The 18649-nt window shown below is 55.1% G+C and carries 14 protein-coding genes and 1 tRNA gene; 12 read left to right on the top strand and 3 right to left on the bottom strand.

Annotated elements, in window-relative coordinates; genetic code table 11:
* Positions 1 to 2 precede the first annotated feature (2 nt).
* Together ADIMK_RS05165 and ADIMK_RS05170 are read right to left on the bottom strand one after the other, a co-directional pair.
* Positions 3 to 911: an ABC transporter substrate-binding protein gene (locus ADIMK_RS05165; protein ID WP_036184589.1), complete on the bottom strand. Its 909-nt coding sequence runs from the start codon at positions 909 to 911 to the stop codon at positions 3 to 5.
* A gap of 197 nt (positions 912 to 1108) precedes the next feature.
* Entirely contained in the window at positions 1109 to 3274 is a 2166-nt protein-coding gene (locus ADIMK_RS05170) for a TonB-dependent receptor plug domain-containing protein (protein ID WP_036184590.1), read from the bottom strand.
* A gap of 669 nt (positions 3275 to 3943) precedes the next feature.
* Between ADIMK_RS05170 and ADIMK_RS05175 the strand changes: the two genes are divergently transcribed.
* The 8 genes from ADIMK_RS05175 to ADIMK_RS05210 all read left to right on the top strand — a co-directional run bounded on the left by ADIMK_RS05175 (position 3944) and on the right by ADIMK_RS05210 (position 13276).
* Entirely contained in the window at positions 3944 to 4471 is a 528-nt protein-coding gene (locus tag ADIMK_RS05175) for a GspH/FimT family pseudopilin (protein ID WP_051692487.1), read from the top strand.
* Positions 4472 to 4497: 26 nt separating this feature from the next.
* Positions 4498 to 4935, top strand: a complete 438-nt coding sequence (gene pilV, locus ADIMK_RS21235) for a type IV pilus modification protein PilV (RefSeq protein ID WP_051692493.1) — start codon at positions 4498 to 4500, stop codon at positions 4933 to 4935.
* A gap of 1 nt (position 4936) precedes the next feature.
* Positions 4937 to 6016: a PilW family protein gene (locus ADIMK_RS05185; protein WP_051692495.1), complete on the top strand. Its 1080-nt coding sequence runs from the start codon at positions 4937 to 4939 to the stop codon at positions 6014 to 6016.
* Positions 6013 to 6444: a pilus assembly PilX family protein gene (locus ADIMK_RS21240; protein ID WP_051692497.1), complete on the top strand. Its 432-nt coding sequence runs from the start codon at positions 6013 to 6015 to the stop codon at positions 6442 to 6444. The genes ADIMK_RS05185 and ADIMK_RS21240 overlap by 4 nt, the downstream gene beginning before the upstream one ends.
* Before the next feature lie 12 nt (positions 6445 to 6456).
* Positions 6457 to 10389 (top strand): pilus assembly protein, encoded by a 3933-nt coding sequence (locus tag ADIMK_RS05195; RefSeq protein ID WP_051692499.1) that lies wholly within the window; start codon positions 6457 to 6459, stop codon positions 10387 to 10389.
* Between the two features lie 11 nt (positions 10390 to 10400).
* Positions 10401 to 10826: a type IV pilin protein gene (locus ADIMK_RS05200; RefSeq protein ID WP_036184591.1), complete on the top strand. Its 426-nt coding sequence runs from the start codon at positions 10401 to 10403 to the stop codon at positions 10824 to 10826.
* A gap of 223 nt (positions 10827 to 11049) precedes the next feature.
* On the top strand, positions 11050 to 12807 hold the full coding sequence (locus ADIMK_RS05205; RefSeq protein WP_156042807.1) for a diguanylate cyclase: 1758 nt from the start codon (positions 11050 to 11052) through the stop codon (positions 12805 to 12807).
* A 148-nt stretch (positions 12808 to 12955) separates the two neighbouring features.
* On the top strand, positions 12956 to 13276 hold the full coding sequence (locus tag ADIMK_RS05210; protein ID WP_036184592.1) for a hypothetical protein: 321 nt from the start codon (positions 12956 to 12958) through the stop codon (positions 13274 to 13276).
* Positions 13277 to 13883: 607 nt separating this feature from the next.
* On the opposite strand, the gene ADIMK_RS05220 is transcribed toward ADIMK_RS05210, so the two are convergent.
* Positions 13884 to 13970 (bottom strand) — tRNA-Leu (locus tag ADIMK_RS05220).
* Positions 13971 to 14126: 156 nt separating this feature from the next.
* Between ADIMK_RS05220 and queA the strand changes: the two genes are divergently transcribed.
* The 4 genes from queA to secD all read left to right on the top strand — a co-directional run bounded on the left by queA (position 14127) and on the right by secD (position 18641).
* Positions 14127 to 15170 (top strand): tRNA preQ1(34) S-adenosylmethionine ribosyltransferase-isomerase QueA, encoded by a 1044-nt coding sequence (gene queA / locus ADIMK_RS05225; protein WP_036184594.1) that lies wholly within the window; start codon positions 14127 to 14129, stop codon positions 15168 to 15170.
* A gap of 32 nt (positions 15171 to 15202) precedes the next feature.
* Positions 15203 to 16321 carry a tRNA guanosine(34) transglycosylase Tgt gene (gene tgt, locus ADIMK_RS05230; RefSeq protein ID WP_036185264.1) on the top strand — a complete coding sequence of 373 codons (1119 nt, stop codon included), beginning with the start codon at positions 15203 to 15205 and terminating at the stop codon, positions 16319 to 16321.
* 60 nt (positions 16322 to 16381) lie between these two features.
* Positions 16382 to 16720, top strand: a complete 339-nt coding sequence (gene yajC / locus ADIMK_RS05235) for a preprotein translocase subunit YajC (protein WP_036184595.1) — start codon at positions 16382 to 16384, stop codon at positions 16718 to 16720.
* Positions 16721 to 16787: 67 nt separating this feature from the next.
* Positions 16788 to 18641 carry a protein translocase subunit SecD gene (secD, locus tag ADIMK_RS05240; protein WP_036184597.1) on the top strand — a complete coding sequence of 618 codons (1854 nt, stop codon included), beginning with the start codon at positions 16788 to 16790 and terminating at the stop codon, positions 18639 to 18641.
* The last annotated feature ends 8 nt before the right edge of the window (positions 18642 to 18649 follow it).

Below are 18649 nucleotides of genomic sequence, written 5' to 3' on the forward strand. Positions count from 1 at the left end.
GCTCAGCGCGCCTCCGTCTGCTCAAGCTGCATGATCAGCTTCTCGGTAGACGGAAGCAGTAGGTCCAGATTCTGGGCTGCCGTGTGGTTGACGCTTATGCTGAATTCACGGGGGTAGGCTGGAGCCTTCAGTGCTTCGCTGTCACGATAGTCGGTAATCCATTGGGCGCACTCCTGCGCTATTTGATCCACGGTGGTATGCAGCGCAACGACGGCCCCTGCATCGGCATACTTGCTGGAGAAACCGATCAGAGGAACCTTGTTGCGCAGTGATATATAGAGAATCCATTTGGCCGCGGCACGGTTGAATACCGAACGGTCTGGCAGGGGAAGGAACAGATCGCTGCGCTCGATGATAGGCGTCAGCACCTTGACGGGGTTGTCGTCACTGCCCAAGTGCCCAACCACAGGCTCAAGGCCGAGTGCCTGGGCGCTGGCTTTGAACTGAGCTGCCTGAGCCTCGCTGTCGGGGCCTAGCACCGTGCCGATCGATTTCATGGTCGGTAACAGCAGTTTTGCCAGTTGCATCTGACGTGACAGAGGCTGGTCGAGATACAGCGCGCTTAAGCGTTTTTGCGACAACAGGGTTTTACCCGGCGTAGTCGTGCTCAATCCTTCAAAGGTTTGTGCGGGTAGAAAGGTACAGAGTACACGGGTGTCAGGATCTGCGCTATTCATGGCGTGTTCGCATGCGCGTGCACCCAGACTGACGACGAGGCGATCGCCAAGAGGTGGGTTGGCGGGCAAGGCGGCGGACTCGAGTGTGCCGCCGTAATATTCTTTCAGCGCATCGAACATCAGTGTGTAGCTACCGGTCGAGTCACTGAGCAGGACGAGCGGCGCCGCCGCTCTGGCATTGAGCGGAAGCAGTAGCGCCAGGCCTATCAGGATCCATGACAGTAGTGATTTCACACGTGCTATCCTTGCCGGTGTCCAGTCATCAGTTTTTCGCCCTTTCTCAGCGGCTGTGCGCCGGGCAGGGTCGTTATGTCTCGAAAGTACGTAATCCAGTCGTACTCGCTTTGATGTGTTATCAGTAGAGCAGGTTCAATTACGGAGTCAAGCCAGGTGCATGGCTTGACTCCTCCCTCCGAGTGTCCGCCTGTCATTTAGTCAAACTTCAGTTTCAGTTGCAGGTAGGTGCGGCGATCGAATTCGTTATACCGGTAAAACTCCTCGTAGGCCGGACCGAAAGCATTCTGGATGATCAGCGCCGTCTCCAGTTCACTGCCGTTATCGAGGTGCCACTGTTTGGCAGCGCGCAGATCGGTGCGGTTGTAGGCTTCGCGATACCCTCCCTCGATCCACTTTACGCTGTCCATGTAAAAGTGCGTGGCGCTCAGTTGCAGATCAGGAACCGGCGACCATCCGATCAGCAGTGATGCTGTGTGCTCGGGCGTCATCGTATCCTCATGATCGAATAGCTCTTTTCGTGTACCTACATCTCCGGTTCGGAACTCGTTATATAGCGTGTTGATATAGCTGTAGCTGAGCACGGCCCAGAGGTCGTTGGTGGGTTGGTACTTGATCTGGAGCTCGGCACCTTCGTTTCGCCAGTTTCCTATATTTTTGTTCAGTCGCACGCGCTGACGGCTATCCAGTTCGTCGGTGTAGGTTTCGTAGTAGCTGAAGATCGCGTTATTGACGTGTTCGTTAAACAGGCGCAGGTCCACATAGCCTTTTTGGGCCGGCAGCGCCTGATAGAAGCCTAGTTCCCAACTGCTGATCGATTCTTCCTCCAGATCCGGGTTGGGGCTGGAGTTGTAGTCGTAAAGCACTGTGTCGCTAACGTAAGGCGCATAGGCCGGGAATACGATCCCCGATTCTCCATACCGCTCGAGCAGGGAAGGTAATCTCTCGCTTGAGGAGTAGCCCAGTCGGAAACTGCGGCCGTTATTGGGTTTGAATATCACCGCGTTTCGGTATGAAAAGCCTTCTGTACTTTCGCTGCTGTATTCGTACATCACCCCGGAGACCAGTTGCCACCGATCCGTAAGGTTGAAGTTGACGGTGCCGAAGGCGCGTGACCGCTCCTCGTCTACACCACCGCCTTGCAGCAGGATTTCGCTATCGGCCGACATGTAGCGATAGCCCATACCCGCCACAATATCAGCGCGGCCTATGCGATCGGTGATCTGCAACTCCAGATCGGTGGTTTCTGCTTTCCCGTCCTGCTCGATCAGGTGGTAGGCGTTGGCTTCGATCAGTGCCTGGACATAGTCCGGCACCTCATCAGCCGGGATGGGGGCCGCGAAGAAAGGTAACCATATAGGCGATCCAACCGGTATTTCAAAGTCGGTCAGCACCTCATCGATGGTTGCGCTGGGCGTGCTGAGTTCCAGTGCGTTGTGATAGGCACTGAGCTGGAGCGTACCGTGATCGGAATAGAGCCTATTGAATTTGACGCTCTGGAAGCTGCTGTCGTGATGCCGTTTGGCAAAATGCGGGCTTTCCACATCCAGTGCACCCGTCGTTGCGGCTCCGCGATCGACACCAAATTGGAACCAGAAACTGTTGATCAGATCCGGTGTCCAGGTGGTGCTGATATTTAGATAATCCCGCGACAGGTCGTCCTGCCACTTGCCGTCACTGCCATCGGCGGCAAACCAGTCACCGGTATAGAACTCGCTGTAATGGTCATTGCCGTCGTTTTGCTCATGACTGGCGCTGAGGCGGTAGCTGAATACGCCGTTACTGTCGGCGTAACTCATGTGTGCATTGCGTGTGTCCTGGCTACCGAACAGTGTGCTGAGGTTGATACCGCTGCTGGCTGTTGGTTCCCGGGTGATGATGTTGATCGAACCCAGAAAAGCGTTGGAGCCCTGCGTTGGAACGTTGGAGCCGCGGACGACCTCGATACGCTCTATATCGTCGAGGTTGATGCTCAGAGATTCCCAGATAACAGTAGAGAGCAAAGGCAGATAGACCGAGCGGCCATCAACCATCACTTCAAGCCGGTTGGGGTAGTCGTCCGATGCACCGTGATAGGTAGTGCCATAGCTGTTTGAGTTGACGAGATAGGTTTGGAAGCCCGGTACCAGGCGCATGAGATCCGGAATGGTCTGCAAGCCTGATGCCTCGATCATTTTTCTATCGATCACGGTCAGTGATGCTGGCGCTTCGGATATCTTTTGCGGCATCCGTGTGGCGGAGGTCACCTCCGGAATGTCGATAAAGAAGTCGGCTTCATCCAATAGCCCTTCGGCGCACAGCGGTTGTGCAACAGGGACCAGAAGGCAGAAAAGTGTTAGCAGTCGCAGATCTGTTCGATTCATTGCTCGGTGCAGGCTCATTGTGGCTATTTGATCTTGAGTCCGATGTAGACGACAACCGCGCCCATCAGCACGGCTTCCAATATGAAGCCATTGTTTTGCCATATCCATTCGACCATCGGTGCCCCAACGCATGTTTCATATAACTGTTTGGAAAGTCATTTTACATTGCGATCTGCTTTTTTCCGTATCGGTGTATAAAGTAGAGCGCGTTTCTTAACCGAATTTTAATTTTTGTTAAATGCCCTTATGGTTAATTGTCGGTTAATTTTGGCGATTATATCAACGGTTTTCTGAAATCAGTACATAAAATGTATGGTGCGTATCTCTTATTCATTTAACTATTTGAATTATAAGATTAGTTTCGTATGTTGGGCCGATGGCTGCGATGCCCATTGCTGAGCGGCATCTCTTTGTGACTACCGCTCTATACGGGTTTTGTGGTATGAATGCAGATCGCTTAAACATATGCTGGAAATCAGGTTAATAATATCCTCTGCATATATTTTTATAGCGCGTTTAATCTCTTTTGATATGTGTCAAAACGTCAGGTAAGTATTGTCCCAGGTATTAATGCCATGTGACGCGTGCCGGGCGTAATATGGTCGTTGATCATGCCTTGTTGTCTTGGGTTGGCGCGGGCAAGAGAAGGGTCATAGGAAGGATATGGATATGCCGTCCTCTATACCGGTAGCCGGTACTGCTTATCGGTCGCATTTGTCAGCTTTCGGTTTCACCTTGCTGGAACTGATGGTTGCGCTCGCCATTCTGGCCATCCTGCTCGCCGTCGGTGTGCCGAGTTTTCAGAGTTTTATCCAGCGTAGTCAGCTTGATGCCTCCAGAGAAGGGTTGGAGTCGGCGCTCTATTTGAGCCGGTCCGAGGCGGTTACCCGCGCGACCCGTATCGTTCTGTGTCGCCGCAACGGAAGTGGCAGTGCCTGCGCCGACGCGAACAACTGGAATAACGGTTGGCTGGTTGCCGTTAGTGGCGGTGAGGTATTGAGAACCTGGGATGCCCCTCAAGGGAGTGTAAGTCTCACGATCGCGCAGGCGGGGGGCGGAGGCAGCACGTCTATTACGTTTGAGGCCGATGGCTCGGTCAGCGGCGACAGTGCATACAGTTTTTCGTTATCAGGGCCTGGGAATGCCTGCTCATTGTCGGTGAGCCAGATCGGCACTTTCTCGTCGGTTAACTGCTAGCGGCGATAAATACAGGGGATAGCACTATGGGGGAGAGAGGCTCTTCGCTCATTGAGATATTGGTCGCACTACTGGTGATTTCTGTTGGTCTGCTGGGTGTGGCAGGCATGCTTGCCTACACAGTCAAGGGTAGCCAGAGCTCGTACCTGCGCTCCCAGGCCACATTTCTAGCCTATGAGCTCACCGATGCGATGCGCTCTGCACCGGACGATGCGCGTGCAGGATTGTTCGATGACGGCTGTGCGGATGCGGGTGTGGCCTGTAGCTTCCGGCAGGGGTGGAATGCCAGGGTCGTTGATTGGCTCGGCGATGGTGCAGCTGGCGCTGTGTCCTGGGACGATGATCGCCTGACGGTCAGGCTGACCTGGAATGATTACCGCGGTGAGGTTGTCGATGATCAGGGAAATGACAGCACGTCGATCGACTCAGTCAATCAAACGTTCGAATTCGAGACCGAGATTTGATATGCGCAGATACAGATCGACGGAACAGGGATTCAGTTTAATCGAGTTGATGATCAGCTTGACCATCGGGCTGTTCATTCTGCTTGGCGTCGTGATCGTCTATGTCGGCGCTGTGCGTTCTCAGTCGGCTACAAGCTCATTGGCACGTATTCAGGAGCATGGGCGTTTTGCCATTGAGTACATGTCCCGCGATCTGCGCCAGGCCGGCTATACCGGTTGCAGCGAGAATGACCAGATTGCCAACGTCCTCAACGGCACGCCCTGGTGGTCCAATCTCGCCAGCGGTGCATTGCGTGGATACGAAGGGGATGAGGTCTACGATGGTAGCGCATTCGGTACCGCCGATGGTGAGCGGGTAGCCGGTACGGATGCGATCTTCATGTTGGGCGGTGACGGTGCCTATTACGAGATCGAAGACAAGCCCTCAGGCGTGTCGGCCAACTTCAAACTGGCAGACCTTCATAACCTGACGAAAGGCTCGATCGTGCTGATTTGTGATCCGCAGCAGACCACGATACTGCAGGTGACAAACAGCAATACGGCGAACCGCACGATTGTTTACAACACAGGGACCGGTACGCCAGGCAACTGTACGCAGCGGGTTGGATATCCGGTCCCCGAAACCTGTACAGCTGCAAGCGGAAACTCCTACGAGTTTCTGGGCCTTGCGCGGCTCAGCGAGTTCAAGCCTTACGGATACTACATCGGGCGAGACAGCAACGAGAGCACGGGGCTGTCGCTGTATCGGACGCGGCTGAACGTCACTGATACCAGTACTGAAGCGGGTCCAGTCTCGGAGGTCCTTATACCCGGTGTCGAGGATATGCAGATCGTCTACGGCGTCGATACGGATGGCGACAACAACATCGAACTGTTCAAGGATGCAGACGCCGTATCGGATGATGACCAGTGGAGCCAGGTGCGAGCGGTGCGTATTTGGTTGCTGGTAGCAGGCGCCACCCAGAACGTTCTCGAATCAGCACAGACGCTCAGTGCGCCCTTTGCCGCTCATGACACGTCGGACCGACGTGTACGCCGAGTATTCACGTCAACCATCGGAGTTCGGAATCGCCTGCCATGAGAGATCAGAGAGCTGGAAAAGAGTCCGGCGCGGTGCTTATCGTCGCGCTGATCATGCTGTTACTGATCTCCATTATCGGTGTCAGCGCAATGCAGTCTACCTCGATGGAGGAGCGCATGGCGGGCAACCTGTACGACCGTCATACCGCGTTTCAGGCCGCTGAAGCGGCGCTCAGAGAGGGGGAGGCGCAGTTTGTCAGTGCCTATCCGGACCTGTCGGTCGTCAGTGGTGCCATCTCTTTGCAGATGAACGGCCGTGCGGTTGCGGCGACCTACCAGCTGGAAGAGCTGGAATCCTATGAAAGCTCGCTCGAAGCGGGTGCCGAGGTCGAAACGACCGGAATGGTGGTTAGAGTAGTGGCGCAATCCAATGGAGTATCAGGTGAGCGTCCTGTGGTGCTTGAGTCCACTTATGTCATTGAAGAGTGAAGTGGTGAAAGTATGAAACGCTGGTTAGCCCTTTCTTCCTTCCTGATCGCGTCGCTGGGCTTTGGGTCTGCCCAGGCCGAGGTGTCGCAGCAACCGTTGTTCCTGGGTGGCGGGGTGCCGGGAAACCTCGCCATCGTGCCGTCGGTTGAGTGGCCTACGATCAACAGCGTGGCCAATATCGGCGCCTTCGATCCGGACAAAACCTACGTTGGCTATTTCGATTCGTTCAAGTGTTACGACTACGTCGGCAGTCGCACCGAGTCGAATCGTCGTTTCGAACCCAAAACGGTGAATACGGATCGACTCTGTGACGGCGCGAGCTCCGGCTACTGGAGCGGAAACCTGCTGAATTGGGCCACAACCCAAACCATCGACCCGTTTCGCAAGGCACTGACCGGCGGCTTGAGAGCCAAGGATGATGCCGACGATACCTGGCTTGAAAAGGCCTGGCACGATGGGCAGGGCTGGACCTTTCATGACCGCACCATAACCCGTGCCACCCTGGGATCGGATATCGATGACCTCCTGCCGTTTGGATTTGATGTTGACTCCTTTACCGTGCAGGTGGGTGGTTACGGCAAGCAGATGTTGTTCTCTTTTTCGGCTGTCAGCGGCTCAAGAGTGAGCGTAGACCGCGATTACCGGAGCAACGGCTCGGGGGCGTACTACGCGAGTGTACGGGTGCAGGTGTGTGTGGATGGGCTGCTTGAGAGCAACTGTACCCAGTATACGGACAGCAGCGGCAATATCGTGTGGAAACCAGAGGGGTTGCTGCAGGAGTATTCCGACAAAATTCGTTACAGCGTGTTTGGTTATCTGAACGATTCGAATCAGCTTCGTGATGGCGGGGTGTTACGGGCGCGACAGAAGTATATCGGCCTTCAGGCGCTGGATCCGGCTTCGGGCTGGGGTGCCAACACGGCTGTCGAGTGGGATTCACAGACCGGGGTGTTCAAGCAGAATCCGGACAGTATTGATGCCAACGCAACCGAGAGTAACTTCGGAGTAACCGTCAATTACAGCGGTGTGATCAACTATATCAACCGGTTTGAAGAGCAGGTTGGCAGTGCCGGAGATAACTTCAAATCCCATGATCCTGTCAGTGAGCTCTATTATGCTGCCACTCGTTACTTCAGGGGCATGTCAGAAGTAAGTGCTTACTCAAGTTTTTCACCCTCCCATGATAGTAGTCCCTCCTCATCCACCAAGGAACGGTGGGCCGATGGTTTTCCCGTCATCGTCGACTGGCGCGATGAAAACGACGATAAAGACCCCATTCAGTACAGCTGTCAGAAGAACGCCATATTGGGCATTGGTGATGTTAACACCTGGCGTGACCGAAACCTGCCGGGCAACAACCTGTCAGCTTCGGGAGAGCCTAGCACGCCATCGGAAGTGAGCAGCGACAACGATGTGAATGTCGCCTCTCTCCTGTCCAAAATTGAATCGCTAGAGGGGATCAATTTTGCCGAGTCTTCAGGGCGCTTGAACTCGGCCTACATAGCAGGACTCGCCCTCGATATTCACACACGTGATATTCGAGATGATTTCGATGAGCGCCAGACGGTCGAGACCTACTGGGTTGACGTGCTGGAGGACCAAACGCTTCAGGGGCGCTCGGCCAACCAGTATTGGCTGGCGGCCAAATACGGCGGTTTTGAGCCTGCCTGTCCGGATAACAACCCCAGTTGTGATCTGCCTGAAATCACCGGACCTTACGATACCGATTTGAGTAGTATGACGGATGACTGGTGGTTCACGAATGGTGAAACGCTGACCCAATCGGGCCAGAACATGAAGCGGGCCGATCACTACTTTACCGCCGGTGATGCGGAGGACATGGTTGCAAGTCTTGAGCAGGCCTTTGCCGATATCGCAGCCAGCTTGCAGAGTACATCGACCTCCCTTGCATTCGATAGCCGCACCCTGGAATCCGGTAGTTTGGTCTTTCAGGCCCTGTTTGATAGCACGCACTGGAGCGGCGATCTGGTTGCACGGTCAGCAGATACCAGTTCAGGCGTCTCGACAACTCAAGTCTGGAGCACGGCCGATACATTGGATGCGCTCAGCGACAGCGATATGAGCAACCGCAAGGTGTTTACAGCGGGAGATTTTGCATCGATCGGTACAGGTCAGGATCAAAGTCTGGCGACGCGAGCGGGGCGTAATTTTCTTTGGGCGTCGCTGACCAGCGCACAGAAATCTTCCCTGAAAACCACGACTGACGGTACAGGTGTGACCGACAGTGTTGGCCAGAAGCGGCTTGAGTATCTGCGTGGCGTTCGTGCAAACGAACAAACGGCGACAGACACCACGAAGCTCTTTCGTCAGCGGGGCGGGCGTTTGGGTGATATCGTCAATTCAGACCCGCAGTATCTGCACAAAGCCAACTTCGGTTACGCGCTCCTGTCAGGCAGTGCTCAGTACAATGATCCAAGCGGCACCGATGTGGGGGCTGCCTATACCGAATACCGTGCAAGTGATGCCTATAAGAACAAGAGCCCTGTGGTCGTTGTCGGGTCAAATGACGGCATGTTGCACGGTTTCAATGCCAGTGAGACGGCGGCGGTCGGTGGTGGCACTGAGTTGTTTGCTTATGTACCTGTGTCAGTGATGGACGAGCTGTACAAGCTTACCGAGAGCGATTACGACCACCAGTATTATGTCGATGGTACGCCTCGTCTTGGCGATGCGTGGTTGGGTACAACACTGGGCTGGCGGGCACTGGCGGTTGCGACCACGGGGGCGGGTGGTAGCGGTGTATTCGCGCTCGATATCACCGATCCGGATCATATGGCCAGTGCGGATGTGCTTTGGGAGTACACCAACCCGTTGATGGGTAAACTGAAGCAGCAGCCAGCATTGGCGGCGCTGGCCAATGGACACTTTGGTGTTGTCGTTACCAGTGGCTACGACGCGCCTCAGGACGAGGGGTATGTGTGGATTCTGGATGCGGCGGATGGTTCCCGGATCAAGCGTATCGATCTGCCTGATGCGCGAGGGCTCGGATCACCGCTGTTGCTGGACCTCGATTCCGACCGTATAGCGGATCGCATCTACGTTGGTGATCTTCAGGGACAGCTCTGGCGAATCGATATCGACAGCAGTAATCCTGGTCAATGGGGTGTGCCGGTAGCGCTTCAGGATCAAGGGTCGGCAATGCCGCTATTTACGGCCGTCGATAGCGTAGGAACTGCGCAGCCGATCACGGCACCGCTGACCGCCGCCTTCAACGGCGACGGCAAGCTGACGCTGCTGTTTGGTACCGGTGCCTACTTCCGGGTCAACGATGATGTTGTATCGAATTCCCCGCAGGTGCAGAGTTTTTATGCGCTTTATGACGAGGGTGCGGCGATCGACTCACGCGATGATCTGCAGTCTCAGGAGATCGTCATCGAAACGACTGTTGGTGACTTCGGCGTGCGGGTCATCAGCGATAACGCAGTCGATAACACGAAATCAGGCTGGTACCTCGATCTTGCCTGGATGGTCGCAAATGGCGGGCCCGGGGCACAGGGTGAGCGCGTGATCTCGAAGGCGACCATTACCGGGGATCAGGTGGTATTCAATACCATGATTCCCTCGGATGATCCCTGCGCATCCGGCGGTGATAGCTGGATAATGGCGCTGGAGCTTTCAAATGGCGGTCGAAGCTCAACCAATCTGTTCGACTACAACGGTGATGGCGTGATCGACGACAAAGACAGCGTGACAGTGACAGTTCAGGATGCCGAGGGCAATGAAACGGAAGTACAGGTTCCGGGATCAGGTCTGAGCACCGATAAGGGTATTGTGGACTCCTCCACCGTGGAGGGGACCTCCTCAGGTAGCGGCTATCGTTATGTCTGCTTCGCCGGATCGAGCGATACCACGCCCGAGTGCGTATTGATGAATGGTTCGATGAAGCTGGGGCGTGTCTCCTGGCGAGAACTGACCACAAACTAGGAGATAACCGATTGACCGCCAAGCGTAACGCGGGATTTACCCTCATCGAAGTGATGATCGTGGTTGCGATCATCGGTGTGCTGGCTTCCATCGCTTATCCCTCCTATCTGGAGTATGTGCGTGAAGCCAGACGTACCGATGCCCGGGTTAACCTGTTGGAACTGTCGCAGTTCATGGAGCGTTACCATACCGGTAATGGAAGCTATCTTAACGCCAGTGATGCAGCGCCGACGTTGCCTTTCACTCAGTCGCCCAAGGATGGCAGTACCAAGTACTACAATCTGTCGTTCAGGGCGATCGACTCAGGTTCCTATACCCTGCAAGCGGTACCAAGAGCAGGGAGTGCCATGGAGGGAGACGCCTGCGGCACACTGACCTACACCTTCGCCGGCGTTAAAGGAGCAGGCGGCGATACGGACGACTGTTGGGGGCGATAACCAGCAAAGGGGTGTTTACCCGGCGTGATATTCGACTTCAGTCATCATATTCGATCGTATAGACTGGTTCGGGGCAGCAGCTCCGAAGGTATGGGCGAATTGAGTCTGTCGGCTTGATTTGCCGGCTGGGCGTTAGAGGGTTTCGGCCATTGCCCGCCATTGCCGCTAAGTAGGATTCTTGGCGGTCAGTCGTGTAAGGATACTGGAACAGAGTCTTCCGGTTATGATCGATAGGGTTGCGAATAGAGTGGGTGACAGTGTTCAGCGCCGTTGGATGGCGCTGGCCGTTTGTCTGATATTGATGATGCTAACGGCCATCCCCACCGTTGTTCGGGCTGCCGATGCTCCCTCTTTGTCTGTCGAGAGCATACACGGCGACATCGATCTGCGTCCTTACCTGGCACTTATGGAAGACCCGAGCGGCTCGCTGGGGTTTGATCAGGTGCGGGCGGCAGAGCGGCAGGGGGCTTTCGAGACGCTCGGCGATATGTCGCCCAACTTTGGGTTTACCCAATCGGCCTGGTGGGTTCGCCTGACATTATCCAATACGACCGATTCAGCACGGCAGTTCATCATCCGGCAAGATTATCCATTGATCGATCATATCGATTTTTGGGCACCGAGCTCTGACGACGGCTGGTCGCAGACATCCACGGGTGACCGAGTCCCGTTTGCGCAGCGCCCTCTGGATAACCGTCAATTCCTGTTTCCTGTCACGCTGCCCGCGCATAGCGAGGCAAGCTACTATCTGCGCTTCCAGACCGAAGGGTCGTTGAATATCGGCCTCTACGCCCATACTCCGGATAACCTGCTCGGGCGCACGGCAGAAGAGTATCTGGCATTGGGTATCTACTACGGGGGCTTCATCGTTCTGCTCGTGTATAACCTGATCATGTTCATGACGCTAAGGGAGAAAGCGTTCGCCTACTACACGCTATATGTACTGAGCTACGGCTTATACATGTCGGTGCACAATGGTCTTAGCTTCCAGTATCTCTGGCCGGATAACAGCTGGCTGGCCAACCAGAGCCTGATCGTATTACTGGCGCTATCTCTGTTCGGGGGGCTCAGGTTTACCCGCGAGATTCTATCCACAGCCCAACTCTGCCCACGCCTCGACAAGGTCGCTTATTTGACTGAGTGGGGCGTGCTGCTTTCGCTGCTGCTCAGTCCGGTCTTGTCGTACAAAGTTATGATCATCCCCATGGCGGGGCTGACGTCGGTTGTGTGTCTGGAAATGCTGGTACTTGGCGTACTGACGTTGTTCCGCGGCTCGAGCCCTGCGCGGTATTACTGCGCAGCCTTCGGTGCTCTGCTGGGAGGCGTATTCGCCTACATGTTGAAAACCTTCGGTTTGTTGCCCCACAACGCGCTGACTCAAAACGCTTTTCAGGTTGGATCACTGATCGAGATGGTGTTGCTGAGCTTGGCAATCGGCAGCCGGCTCAACGAGATCAAGCGACAGAACAACCTGGATGCGTTGACGCGTGTGTACAACCGCCGTTGTTTCAACGAACAGATAGACGGTGAATTTCAGAAGACAGTCAGGCGCAGTCAGGCGCTATCGCTTTTGGTGCTTGATATTGATCACTTCAAACGGTTCAACGACACCTATGGCCATGCGCGAGGCGATCATGTACTCAAAGTTGTCGCTCAGATTCTATCGCGCAGTGTGCGCAAACCGGGTGCGGTCTATCGGTACGGTGGTGAGGAGTTCGCGGTGATTTTGCCGGGTACAGGTGACATTGAAGCACATGCAGTCGCAGAGCGTATCCGCCAGAAAATCGAGTCCGAGACGGCTGATTCCGAGCGCATCACTGTTAGTATCGGATCAGCAACCCAGAGTGGAGACACCTTCTGTAACCCGCAGGCGCTGTTTGATGCGGCGGATAGTGCGTTGTATTCCGCGAAAGAACAGGGACGCAACTGTACAGTTCAGTATCAACATTCCGCATTCAAGGCCGAGATCGCGGCCGTTTAAAAGCAAAACCCCAGTCGCTAGAGTCGAGTTCGTACCAACGGTTACCTGTTGAAGGTCTACCGTTTTGGTGCGTTGGGTCAATTTGCCGATTGGAGATGAATTGATATATTTTGTCTCCACCTAATAACAAAAAAAAGGTTGTTGCGGCATGCGCCTTGTGAAGGATCTCGTTGACGCCCGAATTGTCTTTTACTGGATTGACGAGACGGACAAGCGGCTTAGTCCCGATCATGCTACTTTCCGGCTCGCGCAGGAGTGGTGGAAAAGCTATATGTTTTCCCGGTATGAGGGGGATGAGCGGCGTAAGTCGATCATCGATCGTCGCAGTGATGCCGAGAAACGTCGGCGCATGGAAGAGCGTGGCAATCTTTTGTCGATCAGCCCCTATGGCCGAAGACACACCGATATTCCCGTTGACGTGGATATCGATCTGGTCGCTGAGAAGCTCAAGGTGCTTAAAGCGCCCTAAGCGGTCCAAAGCCGAATTCCAAGCAGTAGGTGTCGAATATCATTGCGTTGGATTAATCAATCCATCGATATGGAAAATCGCTCTTTCGAATAATCCATCTGCTTTCAAAGAAAGATCGCTGAGTATCGCGTACCTGTACATCAGGGTCGTTATCTGGCGCATACGATTGTGGTCATACAATGAACAATGGACGTTCAGGTATGCAATAAAACCACAATTTGTAATCACCAGAGATGAATAGACGCAATGGACGGGATATTACTCTCAACAAGGACGGGAAGGTGAGCGAAAACGAACAATTGAAGATATTTCTCGCAAGAAGTGTTCCTGTTCTTGTAGCAGCTACAGTGACACTAATTTTCGGCGATAAGCTATTGTCAGGCTGGTTTGATGGGAAGACACCGTTAGCGTTGGATATGTTGATTTGGTCAACGTATACATGGGTTGTTGCTTACTATGGACTCAGGCCGCTAACCGGGTAAGTAGAACACTGGATCGGGTGTACTGCTGTGTACTGATTGAAATTAAGTGGACAGTTTGTGGACACTGGAGAGAATGTGGACGTTGTGAAGGCTTCGTGAAGTTAAGCTAACGCTTTGATTCTAAATGGTGCCGGTGGTCGGACTCGAACCGACACGCCCGTGAAGGCAACGGATTTTGAATCCGTCGTGTATACCAATTTCACCACACCGGCACAGTGCTATCGACGCGAGGAAGGGCGTCGATGGTGAAGCAGGCCGCCATTATAAGCGGTTGTTTCTCTTCGTCAATCGTGTAAGCGTCAAGGACTGCGAAAAAGGCGAGAATCTGCTAAACTTCGCGCCCCTTTAAAATTGATACTTCCCGCCCGATGCAGGTTAAAGACTTCTATTTCGAACTGCCCGATGAGCTGATCGCACGTTATCCGCTGGAACAGCGCAGTGCCAGCCGTCTGCTGTGTGTCGACGGTAACAGCGGTGCGCTCCATCATCGTGTGTTCAGCGACATACTCGAACTGCTTGACCCCGGTGATCTGCTGGTGTTCAACGATACCCGCGTGATACCCGCCCGTTTGTTCGGTCAGAAGGAGAGTGGTGGCAAGATCGAGTTGTTGATCGAGCGCGTGACCGGCGAACATGAGGCGCTGGCGCATGTGCGCTCCAGCCGCTCGCCCAAGCCCGGTGCGCGTCTGCTGCTGGAAGGGGGGCTGATCGCGCAGGTGACAGGGCGTCGGGAGAATCTTTTCGAGCTGCATTTCGAGATTGAGGGACACCTGGTTGAAGCGTTGGAACGCTTCGGTCACATGCCACTGCCTCCCTATATGAAGCGTGAGGATCAATCCTCTGACCGTGAGCGCTACCAGACTGTTTATAACCGTAAGCCGGGCGCCGTAGCGGCACCCACAGCGGGGCTGCACTTCGATCAGCCGCTGCTGGATAAGCTGGCGGAGAAGGGCATCGAGACGGCGTTTGTCACGCTGCACGTGGGGGCCGGTACCTTTCAGCCAGTGAAGGTTGATCGTATCGAAGACCACCATATGCACGCCGAGTATATCGAGGTGCCGCCGGCTGTATGTGAGGCGGTCAAGGCGACGCGTGCCCGGGGTAATCGCGTGATCGCGGTCGGCACAACCAGTGTGCGCTGTCTTGAGAGTGCCAGCCACTCCGGCGAGATCGAACCGATGTACGGGGATACCGATATCTTTATCTACCCGGGATACCGTTTTCGCAGCGTCGACGCGCTGATTACCAATTTCCATTTGCCGGAGTCGACCTTGCTGATGCTGGTCAGCGCCTTCGCCGGTTACGATCACATGATGAATGCTTACCGAGAGGCGGTGGCCGAGCGCTATCGCTTCTTCAGCTACGGCGATGCCATGTTCCTGACTCGCCGCGAAGCGCAGGAGAACGAATGAGCGACAACACTACTCAAGGCCGCGAATGTTTCATGAACTTCGAGCTGCTTGGCAGTGAAGGCAAGGCACGACGTGGCCGGCTGACCTTTCCCCGTGGCGTGGTGGAGACCCCGGCGTTCATGCCGGTGGGTACTTACGGCACCGTAAAAGGGATGCTGCCACGCGATATAGAAGGCATCGGCGCACAGATTATTCTGGGCAACACCTTTCATCTGATGTTGCGCCCGGGGACCGATATCATCGCTCAGCATGGCGATCTGCACGATTTCATGCAGTGGCAGGGCCCAATTCTGACCGACTCTGGCGGTTTTCAGGTGTTCAGCCTGGGCAAGATGCGTAAGATCACCGAGGAGGGGGTTTCGTTCCAGTCGCCGGTTGACGGCTCGAAGGTATTTCTGAGTCCCGAGGTATCGATGGAGGTACAGCGTGCGCTGGGCTCCGATATCGTGATGATCTTTGACGAATGCACGCCGCATCCGGCCACCGAGGTTGAGGCGGCGCAGTCGATGCGTCTGTCGCTGCGTTGGGCCAAGCGGTCGAAGGAAGCGCATGGCGACAGCCCATCGGCGCTCTTTGGTATTGTCCAGGGCGGCATGTACGAACATCTGCGCGATGAGTCGCTTGAAGGTCTGACCGAGATCGGCTTCGACGGCTATGCCATCGGCGGCCTCTCCGTGGGTGAGCCGAAGGAGGATATGATGCGTATCCTCGATCATCTGGCGTACAAGATGCCAGAGGACAAGCCCCGTTACCTGATGGGTGTCGGCAAGCCAGAGGACCTGGTCGAAGGTGTGCGGCGTGGCGTCGACATGTTCGACTGTGTGATGCCGACGCGTAATGCGCGCAACGCTTTTCTGTTTACCACCACCGGTGTGGTAAAGATCCGTAATTCCGCGAACAAAACCGATACCCGTCCACTGGATGAAACATGTGACTGCTATACCTGTCAGCACTTCAGCCGGGCTTATCTGCACCACTTGGACAAGTGTGGAGAGATCCTCGGGGCGCAGCTCAATACCATCCATAACCTGCACTATTATCAGCAGCTGATGGCTGGTTTGCGCGGTGCACTTGAACAGGGTAAATTGAGCGACTTCGTGGAGAACTTCTATGCGCTGCGAGGGCAAGAAGTTCCGCCTCTCAAGGGTTGAAAAACATATCCCTAGACCGCACATACAGATTTCATAATCAGTTATCAGGAGAATGCTTTAATGAGCTTCCTTATCGCCACCGCACAAGCCGCTGAAGGTGCCCCCGCAGCCGGTCAAATGGATCCGGGCTTCTTTAACATTATCTTCTTGGTCGGTTTTGGTTTGATCTTCTACTTCTTCATGTGGCGTCCGCAGGCCAAGCGTGCAAAGGCGCACAAAGCGCTGATTGGTGGTCTGGCCAAAGGTGACGAGGTTATTACTGCCGGCGGCATTATCGGCAAGGTAACCCGCCTGAACGAAGAGTATGTCGTTCTTGAAGTTGCTGAAGGTACCGAGATGAAGTTCCAGAAAGCCCATGTCGCGGCTGAACTGCCCAAGGGCACGATCAAGAGTATCTGATCGAATCCCATCTCCCAGCGCCACTGCCCAGTCAGTGGCGCTTTCGTTTTGCTGAGGACGGAGCCCGATGCTCAACCGCTATCCACTCTGGAAAAACCTCCTGATCATCTTCGTGTTGTTGGTTGCCGGTCTTTATGCCGCACCTAACCTGTATCCCGAAGACTATGCCGTACAGGTGTCGGGCACCCGAGAGGCCTATACCGTCGATCAGGCTTTGATGAAGCGTCTCGAAGAGGATTTGAATCAGTCTGGCGTTGAATTTAAATCGGCAGAACTGAACGAAGGCACCGGCCTTATCCGCTTCTCCGACAGCGACACCCAGTTGCGCGCCAAGGATCTGATCAGCAAGGAGCTGGGCACCAACTATGTTGTCGCTCTTAACCTGGCGGCAACGACACCCGACTGGTTGACCGAGATCGGGGCAGGGCCTATGAAGCTGGGCCTTGACCTGCGCGGTGGCGTTCACTTCCTGCTGGAAGTGGACATGGCCCAAGCGGTCGGTCAGCGTCTGGATGTGTATGTCAGTGACATCAAGGGCAAGCTGCGCGACGAGCGTCTGCGTTACCGCGAAGTCGAGCATCTGAGCGATGGTCGCCTGTCGGTACGTTTTGTCGATGCCCAGGTGCGCGATGACGCCCAGGCGTTGTTGCATACTAACTTCCCTGAATTCCTGATCGAAAGTGCCGACGAGGGTAGCGAGTACTTTCTGTATATCAATCTGACCGAGCAGACGATCCGCGAGATCGAGGATTACGCGGTCAAGCAGAACCTGACTACACTGCGTAACCGAGTCAACGAGCTGGGTGTGGCCGAGCCACTGGTTCAGCGTCAGGGCCGCAACCGTATCGTGGTGCAACTGCCGGGTATTCAGGACGCCGCTGCGGCTAAACGCATCATCGGTAAAACGGCGAATCTGGAGTTTCGTCTGGAGGCCAAGCCTGATGCGAGCCGTGTGACCACCGAATCCTACGAGTTCCGTAATGAGCCGGGCCGCAAGGCAACGCTGGAGAAAGATATCATCATCACCGGGTCCAATGTGGCCAACGCCCAGGCGTCCTTCGATGAGAACGGCATGCCGCAGGTGAATATCACCTTGGATGGCAAGGGTGGTCAGATGATGAGCCGTGTGACCCGCAACGCGATCCAGCGTCGCATGGCGGTACTCTTTGTCGAGCACAAGTCGCGCATTGTTCAGCAAAACGTGGACGGTGAAACAGTCGAGAAGCGTATTCCGTATACCGAAAAGGGCATCATCTCGCTGGCGACGATCCAGAGCACGCTGGGTAACTCATTCCGCATCACCGGCCTCGAGAGCTCGCAGGAGTCGTCCGAGTTGGCGCTGCTGTTGCGTGCCGGTGCGCTGGCTGCGCCGATCTACTTCGTAGAGGAGCGCACAGTGGGCCCGAGCATGGGGGCGGAGAACATCGCCATGGGTATCACCTCGGTGCAGATCGGTTTTGCACTGGTGCTGGCCTTCATGCTGCTGTACTACCGCGTGTTCGGGGTGTTGGCCAACATCGCCTTGACGCTGAACCTGGTGCTGCTGGTGTCGGTTATGTCGATTCTGTCGGCCACGCTCACGCTACCGGGTATTGCCGGTATCGTATTGACGGTCGGTATGGCGGTGGATGCCAACGTGTTGATATTCGAGCGCATCAAGGAGGAGCTGAGGAATGGCCTGCCGCCACAGTCGGCGATCCATGCTGGTTTCGAGCGCGCGTACTCGACCATTCTCGATGCCAATATCACCACCCTGCTGGCGGCCGTTATCCTGTTCGCCATGGGGACCGGTCCGGTCAAGGGCTTTGCCGTAACCCTGTCGGTGGGGATTCTGACCTCAATGTTCACAGCGATTCTCGTCACCCGCGGTCTGGTCAATCTGGCCTATGGCGGGCGTAAGCTGAATAAACTGTCGCTTTAAGGGGCGGG

Origin of the sequence: Marinobacterium lacunae (assembly GCF_000705555.1) — a bacterium.
Lineage (GTDB): Bacteria > Pseudomonadota > Gammaproteobacteria > Pseudomonadales > Balneatricaceae > Marinobacterium_D > Marinobacterium_D lacunae.